Below are 15,541 nucleotides of genomic sequence, written 5' to 3' on the forward strand. Positions count from 1 at the left end.
GTCTGGATTGCTTCGCTGTGCTCGCAATGACGGAGTATGTCGCGTGGCTGTTCTGTCTCACCCTGACGGAACCTTGAGCCGCATGCTACATTGGTCCGGTTGCCCCACGTTCACGGACCCCTCCCATGAAATACGAGCTCTACTACTGGCCCGAGATCCAGGGCCGCGGCGAATATGTGCGGCTGGCGCTGGAGGAGGCGGGTGCCGCCTACGTCGACGTCGCGCGGGGGCCGCGCGGCTCCGGTGCAATGATGAAGATGATGGATGCGCACAAGGGCACGCCGCCCTTCGCTCCGCCGTTCTTGAAAGCCGGCAAGCTCGTCATCGGCCAGACCGCCAATATCCTGCTCTATCTCGGCAGCCGCCACGGGCTCGCGCCGAAGACGGAGGCCGGAAAACTCTGGGTGCACCAGCTTCAGCTCACCGTTACCGATCTCGTGGTCGAGATTCACGACACCCATCATCCGCTCGGACCTTCGATGTATTACGAGGACCAGAAGGCGCCTGCGAAGAAGCGCTCGGCCGAGTTCTGGGACGAGCGCGTGCCGAAATATCTCGGCTATTTCGAGCAGCTTCTGGACGACAATGGCGGCGCTTACGTCACCGGCCGCCGTCTCACTTACGTCGATCTCTCGCTGTTCCAGATCGTCGCCGGGCTGCGCTACGCGTTTCCCAAGCGCATGAAGGCGTTCGAGAAGGACGTCCCCGGCCTCGTCGGACTGCACGATCGCATCGCGGCGCGGCCGAACATCAAGGCCTACCTTGCCAGTGAACGCCGCATTCCCTTCAACGAGCAGGGCATCTTCCGCCGCTATCGCGAACTGGACAATTAGTCGGTCCGGAAAACGCTCGCCTGTCGCAGGGCGCGTATGCGCACTCACCACACGCCCGGCACCAGACGGTAGCGCACCCGCGCAGCATAGTCGGCATAACCCGGCAGGCCCTCGCGCAGCGTGCGCTCCTCGATGCCGATGCGGACGACAAACAGCGCAAGGAACAGTGGCGCCATCGCCAGTCCCCACCACGAGCCCAGCGCCAGCGGCAGGCCGGCGAAGAACAGGATCATGCCGCTGTACATGGGATGGCGCACATGAGCATAGGGGCCGGTCGAGATCACGCGCTGCGCGCGCTCGGCTTGCAGCTTCACCACGGGCGCTGCAAACGAGTTCTCGCGGAACACTGACATCGTGAACAGCATGCAGAGCAGGAACAGCACGAAGCCGAGAACCAGCAAGGCAAGCGGCATGTCGGACGCATGCCAGCGCCGGTCCAGCCCCATCACGACCAGCCAGGCCAACATCGCCGCGATCAAGGCGGTGATGAAGGCCTTGTCGGCCGGAGGCTGGTCCCTCTGGATGACTGGACGCAGACGCTCTGCCAAAAGTGCCGGATCGAGCCGGTAGAGCCACCAGCCGCAGAGCGGACCGAGCAGGGCGGAGGTGACGAGGAAGACCCAGGCTGACGGCCAATGCAGCGTGCCGGCAGAAGCGAACAACAGTGCGCCCGTCGCGACGACGAAGATCGTGTTCTGCAGCAAGAGGCGTGCGATCATGCGCGGCTCCCAGACTCGGGCGCGCACGAGTGTGGTCCGGCTATCCGGCAAAGATGCGGCCGGACACGCGAAAAGCCCGATCGACCGGATCGGGCGCTTCATCCTTTGGAAGGCGGATCAGGCGAGCTGATCGATCCGCGTGCCCTGACCCGGCGGCAGCGGCGCGGGCGGCTGCGGCTTGTAGGTCGCCTCAGCGTCCTCAGTCTTGGTCTGGTCGTCCTGCTGCTTGGTCGTGTCGTAGCTCGGCACCACGATCGCGATCGGCGGCGGCGCAACGGTAGAAACGCTCATCCACAAATCCTCACACATGGAAACAATTCAACCTGCCTCGGGAGGAGCGAAATTTCCTTCAAGGCAATCGTTAAAATGCGAGGGATTGGTGCGGTGGAGCGGGCAGCTTTCGCGCTGCTACTGCGCCATTTCGTGAGACGACGAGACCTCTGCCCGTCATTGCGAGGAGCCCTTGCGGCGAAGCAATCCAGACTGTCACTGCCGAGGGACTCTGGATTGCTTCGCGGAGCCTGTCATCGGGCCGCGCTTCGCGCGGACCCGTTGGCTCGCAATGACGGAGTGCGCGGCGAATGGCGTCGCGCTACATGCGCCTGTCGGTGCGCGGAGAGAGCGAGTGTCCCTATTCGTCCTTGCCGCGCGTGATCGCGATGGACGCGTCCGTCTTGGTGCGGGTGCATTCCATGTTGAGCCGCCGGTAGCGCATGCTGATCTTGTCGCCGCGCAACAGGCCCATCCGCTTCAGGCAGCGCGTCGCGCCGGTCGTGGTGTCGTCCTTGGTCACGGTGAAGACGATCGCCGCCATCGATCCCACCAGCGCGTAAAACTCCGGCGTCGGCTTGCGGTCGCCCTTGGCATAGAGCTCGATGGAATATTTGTCGCCGCGGCAACCCACCGACAGCTCCTTGGCGGCCGGGTGCGTCAGGTAAACGACGTTGCCGGCGCGAAAGTTCACCTTGAGGCGGTCAACCTGGTTCGCCAGCTCCTTGGCGCTGTCGTCGCAGCGATCGGCGCGCGCAGGCGAGGCGAGAGCCACAAGTCCGGTGATGGCGGCGGCGACCAGGATCGCGCCGCGGACGTTCAGTTTGAAAATCATGATGAAAAGCCCCTGAGGGCGCGCATTCAACCTTCGTCGCGCTCGGAGTGCAAGGGGGCCGGACCTTCGCGGGGACAATGACGGCGACGCATCTCTGCGGAGATCGGCCCGGAAAAGGGCCGTCTTGTCGCCGATTCGGGATGCCACGGCCGCGCCAGAACGCCTTCCCTTTGCGGCAAAAAAGCTTAGAACGCTTCTATGCTAGCGGCCCGCCAGGGCTCCAAAACCCCGAGATTCGCCCCATGAACGCTCCCACCGCTTTCCCCGACCAGTCCAAGCCCGTTCCGCCCTACAAGCACACCCCGCTGTTCCCGCTGGGCAAGGACGAGACGCCCTACAAGAAGATCTCGTCCGAGGGCGTCAGGGTCGAGAAGGTCCTCGGCAAGGACATGCTGGTCGTTTCGCGCGAGGCGCTGCGGGCGCTGTCGGAGGCGGCTTTTGGCGACATCAACCATTATCTGCGCCCCGGCCATCTGAAGCAGCTCCGCTCGATCCTGGAGGACAGTGAGGCGAGCCCGAACGACAAGTTCGTCGCGCTGGACTTCTTGAAGAACGCCAACATCGCGGCCGGCGGCGTGCTGCCGATGTGCCAGGACACCGGCACCGCGATCATCATGGGCAAGAAGGGCTGCAACGTCATCACCGACGGCGACGACGAGGCGGCGCTGTCGGAAGGCGCGCGCGATGCTTACCTGCGCCGCAATCTGCGCTACTCGCAGGTCGCGCCTTTGTCGATGTACGAGGAGAAGAACACCGCCAACAACATGCCGGCGCAGTGCGAGATCTACGCCGAAGGCGACGACGCCTACAAGTTCATGTTCATGGCCAAGGGCGGCGGTAGCGCCAACAAGAGCTTTCTGTTCCAGGCGACGCCGTCCGTCCTGACCAAGGACCGGCTGCTCGCGTTCCTCAAGGAGAAGATCCTCACGCTCGGCACCGCCGCGTGCCCGCCCTATCACCTCGCCATCGTGATCGGCGGCACCTCGGCCGAGCTCTGCATGAAGACGGTGAAGCTCGCCTCCGCCCGCTATCTCGATGCGCTGCCGACCCACGGCTCGCCCGACGGCAACGCCTTCCGCGACGTCGAGATGGAGAAGGAAATCCACAAGATGACGCAGTCGCTCGGCGTCGGCGCGCAGTTCGGCGGAAAATATTTCTGCCACGACGTGCGCGTGATCCGCATGCCGCGCCACGGCGCCTCGCTCCCGATCGGGCTTGGCGTGTCCTGCTCGGCCGACCGCCAGGTGCTGGGCAAGATCACCAAGGACGGCATCTATCTCGAGGAGCTCGAGCATAACCCGGCGCAGTACCTGCCGCAGGTCGAGCAGTCACTCGGCGGCGAGGTCGTCAAGATCGATCTCAACCAGCCGATGAAGGACATTCTGGCGACGTTCTCGAAGCACCCGATCAAGACGCGCGTCTCGATGACCGGCACCATGATCGTCGCGCGCGACTCTGCCCACGCCAAGCTGCGCGAGCGGCTGGAGAAGGGCGAGCCGCTGCCGGACTACTTCAAGAACCACCCGGTCTATTACGCCGGCCCCGCCAAGACGCCCGACGGCTACGCCTCAGGCGCGTTCGGTCCGACCACCGCGGGCCGCATGGATTCCTTCGTCGACCAGTTCCAGGCTGCCGGCGGCTCGATGGTGATGGTCGCCAAGGGCAACCGCGCGCCGGCCGTGCGCGAGGCCTGCAAGAAATACGGCGGCTTCTATCTCGGCTCGATCGGCGGTGCGGCGGCGAACCTCGCCGAGCACTGCATCAAGAAGGTCGAGGTGCTCGAATATCCCGAGCTCGGCATGGAAGCGATCTGGCGCATCGAAGTCGTCGACTTCCCGGCGTTCATCATCATCGACGACAAGGGGAACGACTTCTTCAAGGAGTTGAATCTGGGCTAGCTCTTCACCTCGCCCCGCTTGCGGCGGGGCGATCGCCGTCGAAGCAGTCGCTCCGCGGCGCATCCTTCGAGACGCCCGCCGTTGGCGGGCCCTCAGGATGAGGGCGGAGTACGCGGTTGCGGTTTCTGGCGACGCCGACGTAGCTCAGCCTCATCCTGAGGAGACCGCGAAGCGGTCGTCTCGAAGGACGAGGCGCTTGCTCAGTCGTAGCCGCATCTGCGATTGCCCTGCCGCTTGCGGGGCGAAGGGATCAGACAGCTAACTGCAATTCGTGACCTGGTTGGAGCACAGCGAGCGCCACCAGCCGCGGACGCCGTCATGGCTCTCGACCAGACCCCAGAAGCCGCTGCACGCCAATAGCCGCTTTGGTCCGCCGTCACCGTCAATCGGGCCGCCGTACTCGTGCTGCGCCGGCATCCATTTGGCGTCGGTGAATGGCGCCTGGAACAGTCCACCCGCGCGCGTGTAGCCATTGGCGTAATTCGCGCCGACTTTGTTCGACGCGACCCAGCCGCGCCCGGTGTAGGGCTTTGGCGCGCTGCGCGGATACCGCTTCTCGTCCTCGTAATCCTTGCCCGGGGGCCTCGCGCCTTCGATCAGGAACCAGCCGTCCCTAAAGCCGATGATGCGGAATTCGGTGAGCCAGCCGCCGTCAGGCGTGTTCTCGGCGCCGCCGAGCTTGAGCTTGTAGGGCGGCGGCAGCGTGCCGAGCACGCGCGCTTTCACTGAGGGCTCGGCGCGCACGTTGAGGCCGTTCGGGTCCTTGTCGATGGACCAGGCGCCGAAATCGCAGGGCTCGGTACCATCAGGCAGGCTTGCGCGTTTCGCGGCAAGTTCAGCGTGCAGCTTCGTGAAATCGTTGTCGTCGTTGTCTGAGGCCGACTCGCTGCGCGGCTTCAACTCGGCCGATATCGCGTGCGCCGCATCAGCCGTCAGCGTCACGACGAGAGCCTGGCGCGCGGCGAACACGCTTGCAGGTGTCTTCGGATCGTTGGACGTCGCCGGATAGACGGCGAGATAGCCGGTCGTACCTTCGGTGCGGTAGGCGAGGCCTGCGACATAGCCTGCCGGCACCATGGCGAGCGCGCTTGCGCGCCACGCCGGTTCGGTGTCATCCGCGCGCGCTGCCTGTGTCGCGACACACAGGATCGTCGCCGTGATGAGACGGAGCGTACGCATCGGTGCAGCGCGCGCTTACGCGCGAGCGCCCGTGAACGGGAAGCTGCCCATAGGGCCGATGCCCATCTCGCCGCTGATGCTGTCGCCGGAGACCGTGCCGGTGAATTCGAGCGTGAGCGGCATCGGGTTGGTGATCGAGACCTTCCAGGAGACGTTGTCGCCAGAGACGGTGCCGTCGAAAATCTCGGCGGTATTACCTTCCGCGCCCTGCGTGCCCGTGAGCGTGCCGTCTGCAGCCTTCACGCTCAGCGTCGCCTGGCGGTCGCCCATCGGCGTCGTCATGGTCAGATTCCAGTTGCCGTCTACGGCCATTCCCGTCTCCCGAACAAATCCCGGCGGGCTGCGACGATCCGCGGCCAGTCCTGAGCGAGCCTATAGCCCAACTCGCAGCTCCTGCCTAACCCTGCATTGGAGGCATTTAGGCGCGGGCAGCGGCGCGCCGGCGGCTCGTGACGATGAGCCTGAGAACCACGTACTGCACGGCGAAGGCCAGGATCTTGGCGCCGCCTGCGACCACCGTGATGTAGAACGCCCACAGCTTCAGATCGCCGGTGGCGGCGACCGCGATCATGCCGGCGCCGATCACGAACATCAGCGCGGCCCAGGCATAGCCCGCAGCGGTCACATATTCCGGGACGGTCTCGGTGACGATCGGCGGCATGTAGCGCAGCATCCAGCCGCGCTTGAGCATGATGGCACCGATTGCGAAATGCGCGATCGAGGGTTTTGCCAGCATGAAGCGGGGATCGTTGGTCAGCAGCGTGACCGTGCCCAGCACGATGACGAGCGCGAGGCTCGCATAGGTCATGTAGTTGAGCTGCTGTCCCTTGACCCGGGCATAGATCACCTGCGCGATCGCGCCTGCAATCGCCACCGACGTTGCCAGCACGACGTTGTCGGTGATGAGGTAGACGGCCAGGAAGACGATGGCGGAGAGGAAATCGGAGGCGAGGCGGGCGAATACGTCCTTCATCGTCGATCCTGTTCAGCGGGCGCCGGGAAGAGCGCGGGCGGGCGTACCGTACTTGATCTGGCGATACTCGGGATACCATTTTGTGAAGTAGATCGCGCAGTTGCGGGCGGCGAAGGCGACCGCCAGGCTCGACCAGAGCGGCAGGCCGGGGATGTAGAGCAGCACGAGATTGGCTGCCGCCATCAACAGCGCGGCGACGGTCCATGCGGCGGTGATGACGTAATTGGCAGTGAGAAAGCCGGGCATCGCCGCGGTCTCGGCCGGGACGGATTCGACCGCATATTGCAGCGTGAAGGGGCGGCGCAGCAGCATCGAGCCGAGCGAGATGACGAAGATGCCGATGTCGACCGACAGCTTGACGCCGAGCGGGCCGAGGGCGGGGTCGATCAGCGCAAGGTAAAGGCCGATTGCGGCGAACACGATCGCGGAGCCCGCGGCCAGGACCTTCACCGAGCGACCGCGCGCGACATCGATCGCGACGGTGGCGAGGCAGATCGCCGATGCCGCAAACACGCTGATCATGGCCGACGTCACCAGCATCAGGAAGGTGTAGGCGCCATAGGGCGCGAGGATCAGGAAAATCGCCATGGGCCGCCTCGGTCGGACCGATCTTTACAATGGAAAGATTCCTACTTCCGGACCGGGCCCGGGTCAAGCAAAATCTTTACAGTGTCAAAATAACGTAGGCGACCTCTAAAAAGTGAAGGGCTGCAACGGCTTGGTCGGAGGCCTCCGCGGCCAATTCCGCCCATGGAAGGAGCGGGAGCGCGGCAGCGACCGACAGAACGAGGCAGAGCAAGATGCCGCCGTTGAAGATGGTATGGCGGCTCCGCCGCAACCGGATCATCTGGAATGCGAGCGCAGCACCGGTCAGGGCGAGGAGGGCAGCGCAATCCGCGGTGATTGAGGGCATGTGCATGGAAAACTCCCCTCTCGCCATTCCAGGGCTCGCGCCAAGTGGTGCGCCCCGGAATGACGAGAGCTACGCCGCGCCCACCCAATTGCCGTGAAAGCCGTCCGGCACGCGGTGGCCGAGCTGCACCAATGCGGCGGGGCCGGCTTCGATGTCGGTGGCATTGAACACGGCGAGGTCGCTGCGGTTTTCCCGCGCGCGCCAGACCACCGCGAGCAGCCAGCCGTCACCTTCGACAGCGTCCTTCGACCGTTCGACGAAGACAGGCTCGGAGATGGTGTCGCCGGCCGGCAGCAGATAATGGCCGAGCCGCCTGCCGTTGCCGTCGACATGGACGATACCGGACAGCGCGCCGAACATCGGCAGTTTTGGATTGGCGCAGGCGTACCAGCCGTGACGGCTCTTCAGCCCGGCGCGGCGATCGTCGATGCGCGGGAATTCGCCGGTGAGATCGTCCAGGTATGTCTGCTGGAAGCGGTCGGTATTCCCGGAGAGATCGAACGTCCAGCGGCAATGGCGGGCGCGCGATTTCTCCGGATCTGTCGGCCGGCCGTCGGGGTGCGGAAACAGCGGCGCCTCCTCGAACTGCATGACGTCGGCAACGATGCGGTTCCCGTCCTCCCACGCATTCATGATGTGGAAGACGTAGCAGGCTTCACCGCGAAACCAGACGATGTCCTTCGCCGTGCCGCTGCGCTTCATCACGCCAACATAGGCGCCCTTGTCCGGCTCCCAGGCATAGGGCGGCCGTCCGCTCATCGCGCGCTCCATGCTGCCGGTGATGGGCAGGATCGGAAACAGCACGTGGCTCGCGGTGACGATGAAGTCGTGCACCATGCTGGCATAGGGCGCCTCGAAACGTTCGAAGCGCGTCGCCTTGCCGGTGGCGTCGATCGATCCGTAGGAGAGGGCAGGCGTCAGCGGACCCGCGGCGTTGTAGCCGAAGAACATCAGCTCGCCCGTGACGGGATCGACCTTCGGGTGCGCCGTGAAGCTGCCGGCGACGCGGCCCTGATAGTTGTGATAGCCGCGCGTTGCCAGCGTGCCCGGCTCGATCTCGGTCGGCAGATGCGCTTCTTCCAGCGCCAGCAGCTTGCCGGCATGAAAGATGATGTTGGTGTTGGCGACGCCGCCATCGGTGAGGTTTGCAGGCGCATCCGGCAGCTTGCGGCCGAAGCCGCCGAACAGCGCGCGGCCGGCGTCGTGCTCGGCCAGCCATTTCGGCGTGCGGACCCAGCGGTTGCGATAGCTGGCGCGGCCGTTTTCGAGATGAAAGGCGTGCAGCATGCCGTCGCCGACGAACCAGTGCGCGCCGGGAGAATCGAACTGCGGATTGGGACCGTTGCGATAGAGCGTGCCGTTCAGCTCGCGCGGCAATTCGCCGATGATCTTGAGGAAGGGGGCGTCGGCCTCGAACGGGATCGGCGCGATATTGTTGCGGCGCTCGGCGACGGCGTCGTGCTGCACGGCTATCCTCCCATATCTTTACATCGTAAAGATCGAATAGGCCCGATCTCGGCTTTCGTCAAGTGAAATCTTTACACTGTCAATATTGCGTCATATAGCTTGCAAATGGCCAAGACCGACACCAAGGGCGAAACGGCGCGAAGCTCGCGTGCCCCCAGAAAAACGACGTCGACCGCTGCATCGCGTCCGGCACGCCGCGCGATGAGCGCGAAGACCGAGACGCCGTATCATCACGGTGCCCTGCGCGAAGCGCTGCTTCAGGCCGCCGAACGCGTGCTCGAGCGCGACGGGCTGGCCGGCCTGACATTGCGCGCGGTGGCGCGCGAGGCGGGCGTCTCGCATGCGGCGCCGACGCATCATTTCGGTGATCTCACCGGACTTCTCAGTGAGCTTGCCGCCGTCGGTTTTCGCCAGTTCAACGCCGCGATGGCGTCGGCTTGCGACAGCGCGACCACGCCGTTCGAACGTGCACTGGCGCGGCCGAAGGCCTATGTCGCCTATGCGCAGGCCCATCCCGGCATGTACGGCATCATGTTCCGCACCGAGCGGCTGGATTATTCCAGACCGTCGCTCCACGAGGCGGCCGAGGCCTCTTTCGCCGGACTTGCCAACGCTGTCGGCATGATGCGGCAGGAGCAGATCAGCGGCGATGCGCTGACGCTGAGCCAGGGCGCCGCGATCGCGCGGGCCTGGTCGATGGTGCACGGCTTCACCACGCTGCTGCTCGACGGCCGGCTGAAGGATATTTTGGAGCGGCTGCCCGAGGGGACGACGGCCGAACGCCTGCTCGAGTCGATGCTGACCGCGCCCATCACCACGAAACCTCCCGTGTAGCGGCTGTTCGGCGCTTTAGCGCATGGTCGCGAGTTCGACGGCGCGGCCACGCGTGCCGACGATCTTCACCTCGTCCTTGCCGCAGGTGAAGCTGCGCGCGTCATCGTCCGCGGCCTTGCGCGCGAGCTCGTTGGCGTTCGGGTTGGCGATCGCATCGACATAGGCGACGTGGCAGACCGGGCCCGGCGGTAGCCGGGTCACGACCAGCATGTCCCTGGTGTTCGGCCGTCCCTGCTTGTCGGGATCGGCGTTGTCAGCGATGTACCAGCGCTGGATGATCGCGAACGGCTTTGTGCCCGCCGCGCGCCATTCGACGGTCGTCTCCGATGAATTGAACGGGGCGAACCAGACCTTTGCCGCGGGTTCCTCGGCCGCGACCTTGCGATTGCGCCCGACCGAGACGATCTCGCGCAGATCGTCCTCGGCGATCAGCACCATGAGGCCGTCCTTGCCTGGACAAATGCGCGTCGTGCTGCCGTCGAGCTCGCTGGGCTTGCCGACCTGCCGGCAGTTCTTGGGCGCGGTGGAGGTGTAGCTGCTGCCCATGGATTGGGCGTTGGCGCCGTTCAGGGCGATGCAGCTCATCAGAACGGCCAGGCTTGTGCGGGCATGGTTCATCATGACGCCTTGAAGTCGCGGGAACTCCCTTCATCAGACGTCTTCATTGTGGGCAAGGTTCAAACAAGGGCGGGATAGGCCTGACAGCGGCGCGGAATCGTTCTAGAAGGGCGGCTTCCGCCCGCGCTTAGCGCGCCTCGTTCGCGTCATCTCATTCGATCATGCCCATCACCGCTTCCAGCAAAGCTTATCGCGTCGGCCGTTCCAAGACCGGCCTTGGCCTCTTCGCCACCATGCCGATCAAGAAGGGTACAAGGATCATCCGCTATTTCGGGCCGATCCTGGACTCGCGCATCCCGGCGCATGACGAGATCGAGAACAAATATCTGTTCGAGCTCAACGGCCGCTGGACCATCGACGGCTCGGTGCGCAAGAATCTGGCGCGCTACATCAACCATTCCTGCCGGCCCAACGCGGAGTCCGACGTCCGTCCGCGCGAGCGCAAGGTGTTCATCCGCGCCATCAGGAACATCGAGCCGGGCGACGAGATCAACTACGATTACGGCACCGACTATTTCAAAGCCTATCTGAAGCCGATCGGCTGCAAGTGCGCCTCCTGCGAGAAGAAGCGCAAGAAGCTGCGTGCCGAGGCCCGGGCCGAACGCGCCAAGGTGAAGACGCGTACCGAACGCAAGGCGGCCAAGAAGGCAGGCCCCAAGGCCGCCAAAAAGAAGAAGCTCAACGGCCACGCGTTCGGCAAGGCCAACGGCCGCGCGCAGGCGTAGCGACACTGTCTGCCCCGCCTAGCGCGTAATTGCGCACGGGGGCGGGGCATCCGGTACGCCGCGGCTTCTCCGTATTCCTCAGCGTCTCTGGAATACTGGGTCGCCCGGTCCAGTGCGCAATTGCGCACAAGGCCGGGCGACGACAGCTGCGGATGCGGCCTCACGCCGTCACCGCACCCGCACTCTTCCGCAACCCCAGAAATTGCAGCTCGGCAAACACGCCGGTCGCGATCGCCTGCGCGACGACCATCAGCTCGCCGGCGAGGTTCGGCGACACCGCGCCCGAGAGCAGCAGCGCGATGCTGCCGACGGTCCAGGCCGCGTTGCCGATCACGACCAGCAGGACGAGCGGTTTCGCTACCGTAGCCCGCGAGGCGAGCCAGCCGACCAGGGCGGTGTAGGCGATCAGGAACAGGCCGGTCTCGCGCAGCAGCGCTTCGGGCAGGTTGAACAGCGCTGCGAACGCGCTCGCGCCGAAGGTGAAGCCGAGAGCGGCGATGCCGCTGAAGATGGCATCGGCGAGCAGGGCACGGCGCAGGAAGGTGGATGCGTCGATCATCGTAGGTCTCCTTGCTTGGGCTGGGTGGAATTCAATGCAGTCCGCGCCACCAGGCGCGGAGCAGGCGGGTGAGACGGAACGGGCAGAGGTTCTTGCCGACGCCGTGCTCGAAGGCGATGACCTGCGCGAGGACATAGTCGCCGGTCGAATGCACCAGCGGCTCGGGCATGTTGAGGCCGCGTGCCAGCATCCGGGTTGCGAACGCCATGGCCCAGGGCAAGACGTGGTCTGCGACGGTCCGGTAGAGCAGCAGCGCGATCATGGTCATCTCCTGTTGCGACCGAAGATGCGCGCGCCGGCGCCCCATTTCGATTACCTCGCGGGTAATGGAAGGGCCGAAATCCGCATGCTAGGTTTCTGGTCATGAACGCACATGCATCCACGGCACAGGCCGAACGCAGCCAGCCGGTCCATATCGGCGACCATTTGCGCGAATGGCGGCAGCGCCGCCGCATGAGCCAGCTCGATCTCGCGGGCGAGGCGGAGATCTCGGCGCGGCATCTGAGCTTCGTCGAGACCGGCCGCGCCGCGCCCTCGCGCGACATGGTGCTCCGGCTCGCCGAGCGTCTCGACGTGCCCTTGCGCGAACGCAACGTGCTGCTGGTCGCGGCCGGTTTCGCACCGGCCTTTCCGCAGCGCCCGCTGGAGGATCCCGCCTTGAAATCAGCCCGCCAGGCGATCGACCTCGTGCTGAGGGCGCATGAGCCCAATCCGGCGCTCGCGGTGGACAGGCACTGGAACCTGGTCTCGGCCAACCGCATGGTGGCGCCGTTGCTCGACGGCATCCCGCAGCGGCTGCTCGGCCAGCCCTTCAACGTGCTCAGGCTCGCGTTCCATCCGGAGGCGCTGGCGCCGCGCACGGTCAATCTCGCGGAATGGTGCGGGCATCTCTTGGAGCGGCTGCACCGCCAATGCGAGGCGACGGCCGATCCGGAGCTGATCAAGCTCTACAACGATCTCAAGAGCTATCCCATCCCGGCGCGTTCGGCGCCGCTGTCGAGCGACAATGTCGCGATCCCCTTCAAGCTGCGCCACAATGGCGGGGAGATACTAAGTTTCTTCTCCACCACCATGGTGTTCGGCACGCCCGTCGACATCACGCTGTCGGAGCTCGCATTGGAGACGTTCTTCCCGGCGGACGAGCGCACCGCCGAGCGCTTGAAGCAGATCGCGGCAGCTATGACGTAGCGCCCTTGCCTCGGGGCGGGTTCGGCTTATCTTTGGGCCAACCTTTACCGCCAAGGAGGCGCCTGACATGAGCACGCTCAAACCGCTCCAGATCGACGTCGTCTCCGACGTGGTGTGCCCCTGGTGCTACATCGGCAAGCATCGGATCGAGAGCGCGCTGGCGCTGGTGCCCGACGTTCCGGTGAAACTGAATTTCCGCCCCTTCTTCCTCAATCCCTGGGTGCCGCGCGAGGGCATCAGCCGCGAGGCCTATCTCACCCAGAAGTTCGGTTCGGTCGAGGCCTATAAGGGCATTGCGGGACGCGTCGTCGCGGCCGCAAGCGAGGAGGGTCTCGTCTACAAGCCCGAGCTGGTCGCGCGCCAGCCCAACACGACCGACTGCCATCGCCTCATCCTGTGGGCGGAAGCGATCGGCAAGGCGCCCGAGATGAAGCAGCGCCTGATGGAGCTCTATTTCCGTGACGGCGGCGATCTCACCGATGTGAACGTGCTGGTGCAGGCGGCCGCCGATGTCGGCCTCGATGCCGACGACGTGCGCAAGCGCCTTGCCACCGACGAGGACGTCGCGCGCGTTTCGGCCGACGCGCAGGAGGCGGCCGAGAAGGGCATCTCCGGCGTGCCGACCTACGTCTTTGCGCAGAAATACGCCGTCTCCGGCGCGCAGGATCCGAACCTGCTCGCCCGCGCCATCCGCCAGGTCTCGGAAGAGATCAACGCGCAGGCGGCGGAGTAGCTTCGCTTATTTGCGGAGGCGGCGGACCACGCGTCGCGCCGTCTCGTGCGCGGCGTTGAAGCCAGTTAGCGCTGCGTGAACGAGCGCCACCACCGGATCGTGCCGCCGCAGCGGGATCAGCACGTCGCCGATCGCGAAGCGTCCGCGCCAGATCGGGTTGATCATGGGATGGTCGGCGCTCGCCGTGGAATCCGCGCTGGCGATCGCGGGATCGGCGCAGAGATGGCGGGTGAGGTCGAGCGTGAGCTGCACGCCCGGCGAATATCTTGCAAAGCGTTCGTCGATGCCGAGCTTGAAGAAGAAGGCGCGGTCCTGATGCCGCAGCACGATGCCGGCGGCGATCGGATTCGTGCCGGCACGAAGCGTGACGATCTCGCACTGCGCGGTCTCCGCCAGTGCCGGTACGGCGCGGCGGATGAAGGTCGCATCGCCCGCATGCTGGATCAGCGCAGTGCCGCGCTTGCCCTTCCAGCCGCTGGCTTCGAGCTGCAGGAAATTTTCGAGCGCCGGCCCGATCTCGTCGGGGCTGCGCGCGACCTCGAACACGACGGGGCCGTGCTCTTCCAGGCGATGGCGCTGGCGGCGCAGCTCCTTGAGCTTCTTGGCGCCGAGCGCGTCGCGCAACAGCGTCTCGCCATCCTGCCTCGCATCGAGGCTGGCGCGGATGTAGGAGCTGAGGATTCTTGGCTTCAGGCCGTCGCGGCTCAGAACCTGGTTGAGCGCATTCATCGCCGCGCCGTCGAGCGCGACGTCGTTCAGCACCAGCGCATGCGCGCCAGCTTCGCGTGCCTGCTGCAACAGACGCGTGGCCGCCTCGAGCGGAGCGTCGCGGTCGATCAGCGGGCTGCACAGCGTGCCATAGGGATGCGCGCTCACCAGCGCGGGCAGGGGAATCTTCCAGGCGCGCCAGAGCGAGATCACCGGCATCAGCCCGATCAGCCGGGTCGAAGATCCGCCGAATGCGAGCAGCGCCGAGGCATCCGTGCGGCCGCGTGCGGTCGCGCTGACGGCGAGCTCCCAGGCGGGCAGGTAATATCCGTTCGGCTCGATCGCTCGCTGCGCCAGCGCGCGCCATTGGCCGGGGTCGATCGCGGCAACCGGAACGCGCGCGCGCGCTGGCGCGACATCTTTTGTCGATGCCGGATTGATCGCTGCCTGGTGCGCGATGTCGACCACGTCCCGTCGTCCCCGTTCACGCGAGCTGAGCCCGTGCTACCGGTCATGCTTAGCGCAAAGATTGGAAAATACCGTTGGGACGCCGCGTCAATTCGAGTGGTAATGTTAACGTTTCATTGACCATGCCGGCGACCGCACAATCGCTTGTGCCGGCGGATGCGCAAGAATCGCTCTCGACCAGGAGGATCGCAATGATCACCACGCCTTTCACGCCGATGACCTCTCTGCTAGGTGGAGCGCTGATTGGATTGTCTGCCGTTCTGCTGATGTGGGCGACCGGACGAATTGCCGGCGTCAGCGGCATCGCGGCGCGGCTGTTTCCGCCCTATGAGGACAACGAATTCGCCGGGCGCCTCGCCTTCGTCGCCGGTCTCGTCGCCGCGCCTGTGCTGGTGTTGCTCGTCACCGGAAGCCTGCCGGCCCAGACGATCGCGGCAGGGCCGGCCGTGCTGATCGTCGCCGGATTGCTCACGGGTTTCGGTTCGGTGTGGGGCAGTGGCTGCACCTCCGGCCACGGCGTTTGCGGCTTGTCGCGACTATCGGTGCGCTCGCTGGTCGCGACCATGACCTTCATGGCGGCCGGCATGGCGACCGTCTTCGTGATGCGGCATTGGAGCTGAT

The 15,541-nt window shown here is 65.3% G+C and carries 20 protein-coding genes; 7 read left to right on the plus strand and 13 right to left on the minus strand.

The window, feature by feature from the left end:
* Positions 1-125: 125 nt before the first annotated feature.
* Positions 126-833 (plus strand): glutathione S-transferase, encoded by a 708-nt coding sequence (locus JQ603_RS23680; RefSeq protein ID WP_212343020.1) that lies wholly within the window; start codon positions 126-128, stop codon positions 831-833.
* 44 nt (positions 834-877) lie between these two features.
* On the opposite strand, the gene JQ603_RS23685 is transcribed toward JQ603_RS23680, so the two are convergent.
* The 3 genes from JQ603_RS23685 to JQ603_RS23695 all read right to left on the minus strand — a co-directional run bounded on the left by JQ603_RS23685 (position 878) and on the right by JQ603_RS23695 (position 2,657).
* Positions 878-1,552, minus strand: a complete 675-nt coding sequence (locus tag JQ603_RS23685; protein WP_212343022.1) for a methyltransferase family protein — start codon at positions 1,550-1,552, stop codon at positions 878-880.
* 117 nt (positions 1,553-1,669) lie between these two features.
* Positions 1,670-1,843, minus strand: coding sequence for a hypothetical protein (locus JQ603_RS23690; RefSeq protein ID WP_212343023.1), 174 nt, complete (start codon positions 1,841-1,843; stop codon positions 1,670-1,672).
* Between the two features lie 340 nt (positions 1,844-2,183).
* Entirely contained in the window at positions 2,184-2,657 is a 474-nt protein-coding gene (locus tag JQ603_RS23695) for a hypothetical protein (RefSeq protein WP_212343024.1), read from the minus strand.
* A 242-nt stretch (positions 2,658-2,899) separates the two neighbouring features.
* On the opposite strand from JQ603_RS23695, the gene JQ603_RS23700 reads away from it, so the two are divergent.
* Positions 2,900-4,555, plus strand: a complete 1,656-nt coding sequence (locus JQ603_RS23700; RefSeq protein WP_212343025.1) for a fumarate hydratase — start codon at positions 2,900-2,902, stop codon at positions 4,553-4,555.
* 258 nt (positions 4,556-4,813) lie between these two features.
* On the opposite strand, the gene JQ603_RS23705 is transcribed toward JQ603_RS23700, so the two are convergent.
* The 6 genes from JQ603_RS23705 to JQ603_RS23730 form a co-directional block, all read right to left on the minus strand.
* Positions 4,814-5,734: an SH3 domain-containing protein gene (locus JQ603_RS23705; protein WP_212343026.1), complete on the minus strand. Its 921-nt coding sequence runs from the start codon at positions 5,732-5,734 to the stop codon at positions 4,814-4,816.
* A 15-nt stretch (positions 5,735-5,749) separates the two neighbouring features.
* Complete coding sequence (locus JQ603_RS23710; protein WP_212343027.1) at positions 5,750-6,046, minus strand: hypothetical protein; 297 nt, start codon at positions 6,044-6,046, stop codon at positions 5,750-5,752.
* A gap of 106 nt (positions 6,047-6,152) precedes the next feature.
* Positions 6,153-6,707: an inner membrane-spanning protein YciB gene (locus tag JQ603_RS23715; protein ID WP_018642793.1), complete on the minus strand. Its 555-nt coding sequence runs from the start codon at positions 6,705-6,707 to the stop codon at positions 6,153-6,155.
* A 12-nt stretch (positions 6,708-6,719) separates the two neighbouring features.
* Positions 6,720-7,295: a hypothetical protein gene (locus tag JQ603_RS23720; RefSeq protein WP_212343028.1), complete on the minus strand. Its 576-nt coding sequence runs from the start codon at positions 7,293-7,295 to the stop codon at positions 6,720-6,722.
* Positions 7,296-7,371: 76 nt separating this feature from the next.
* Positions 7,372-7,626 (minus strand): hypothetical protein, encoded by a 255-nt coding sequence (locus tag JQ603_RS23725; RefSeq protein WP_212343030.1) that lies wholly within the window; start codon positions 7,624-7,626, stop codon positions 7,372-7,374.
* Positions 7,627-7,689: 63 nt separating this feature from the next.
* Complete coding sequence (locus tag JQ603_RS23730) at positions 7,690-9,087, minus strand: carotenoid oxygenase family protein (protein ID WP_212343032.1); 1,398 nt, start codon at positions 9,085-9,087, stop codon at positions 7,690-7,692.
* 105 nt (positions 9,088-9,192) lie between these two features.
* Here JQ603_RS23730 and JQ603_RS23735 point away from each other — a divergent pair, with 105 nt between their 5' ends.
* The gene (locus JQ603_RS23735; RefSeq protein ID WP_212343034.1) at positions 9,193-9,921 is read left to right on the plus strand and encodes a TetR/AcrR family transcriptional regulator; all 729 of its coding nucleotides are present in this window, start codon (positions 9,193-9,195) and stop codon (positions 9,919-9,921) included.
* A gap of 15 nt (positions 9,922-9,936) precedes the next feature.
* Here the strand turns inward: JQ603_RS23735 and JQ603_RS23740 are convergent, their stop codons facing one another.
* Complete coding sequence (locus tag JQ603_RS23740; protein ID WP_245003797.1) at positions 9,937-10,506, minus strand: hypothetical protein; 570 nt, start codon at positions 10,504-10,506, stop codon at positions 9,937-9,939.
* A 194-nt stretch (positions 10,507-10,700) separates the two neighbouring features.
* On the opposite strand from JQ603_RS23740, the gene JQ603_RS23745 reads away from it, so the two are divergent.
* Positions 10,701-11,264, plus strand: coding sequence for an SET domain-containing protein (locus tag JQ603_RS23745; protein WP_212343038.1), 564 nt, complete (start codon positions 10,701-10,703; stop codon positions 11,262-11,264).
* A gap of 160 nt (positions 11,265-11,424) precedes the next feature.
* On the opposite strand, the gene JQ603_RS23750 is transcribed toward JQ603_RS23745, so the two are convergent.
* Both JQ603_RS23750 and JQ603_RS23755 read right to left on the minus strand, forming a co-directional pair.
* The gene (locus tag JQ603_RS23750) at positions 11,425-11,823 is read right to left on the minus strand and encodes a hypothetical protein (protein WP_212343039.1); all 399 of its coding nucleotides are present in this window, start codon (positions 11,821-11,823) and stop codon (positions 11,425-11,427) included.
* A gap of 31 nt (positions 11,824-11,854) precedes the next feature.
* A complete protein-coding gene (locus JQ603_RS23755) occupies positions 11,855-12,085 on the minus strand; it encodes a hypothetical protein (protein ID WP_212343040.1) in 231 nt (76 codons plus the stop codon).
* A gap of 101 nt (positions 12,086-12,186) precedes the next feature.
* On the opposite strand from JQ603_RS23755, the gene JQ603_RS23760 reads away from it, so the two are divergent.
* Both JQ603_RS23760 and JQ603_RS23765 read left to right on the plus strand, forming a co-directional pair.
* Positions 12,187-13,011 (plus strand): helix-turn-helix domain-containing protein, encoded by an 825-nt coding sequence (locus JQ603_RS23760; RefSeq protein ID WP_212343042.1) that lies wholly within the window; start codon positions 12,187-12,189, stop codon positions 13,009-13,011.
* A 67-nt stretch (positions 13,012-13,078) separates the two neighbouring features.
* Positions 13,079-13,744 (plus strand): DsbA family oxidoreductase, encoded by a 666-nt coding sequence (locus tag JQ603_RS23765; protein WP_018642782.1) that lies wholly within the window; start codon positions 13,079-13,081, stop codon positions 13,742-13,744.
* Positions 13,745-13,750: 6 nt separating this feature from the next.
* On the opposite strand, the gene JQ603_RS23770 is transcribed toward JQ603_RS23765, so the two are convergent.
* Positions 13,751-14,920, minus strand: a complete 1,170-nt coding sequence (locus JQ603_RS23770) for a GNAT family N-acetyltransferase (protein ID WP_212343044.1) — start codon at positions 14,918-14,920, stop codon at positions 13,751-13,753.
* A gap of 122 nt (positions 14,921-15,042) precedes the next feature.
* Here JQ603_RS23770 and JQ603_RS23775 point away from each other — a divergent pair, with 122 nt between their 5' ends.
* Positions 15,043-15,540 carry a YeeE/YedE family protein gene (locus JQ603_RS23775; RefSeq protein ID WP_283817465.1) on the plus strand — a complete coding sequence of 166 codons (498 nt, stop codon included), beginning with the start codon at positions 15,043-15,045 and terminating at the stop codon, positions 15,538-15,540.
* The last annotated feature ends 1 nt before the right edge of the window (position 15,541 follow it).

Origin of the sequence: Bradyrhizobium liaoningense, assembly GCF_018130825.1 — a bacterium.
Classification (GTDB): Bacteria; Pseudomonadota; Alphaproteobacteria; order Rhizobiales; family Xanthobacteraceae; genus Bradyrhizobium; species Bradyrhizobium liaoningense_B.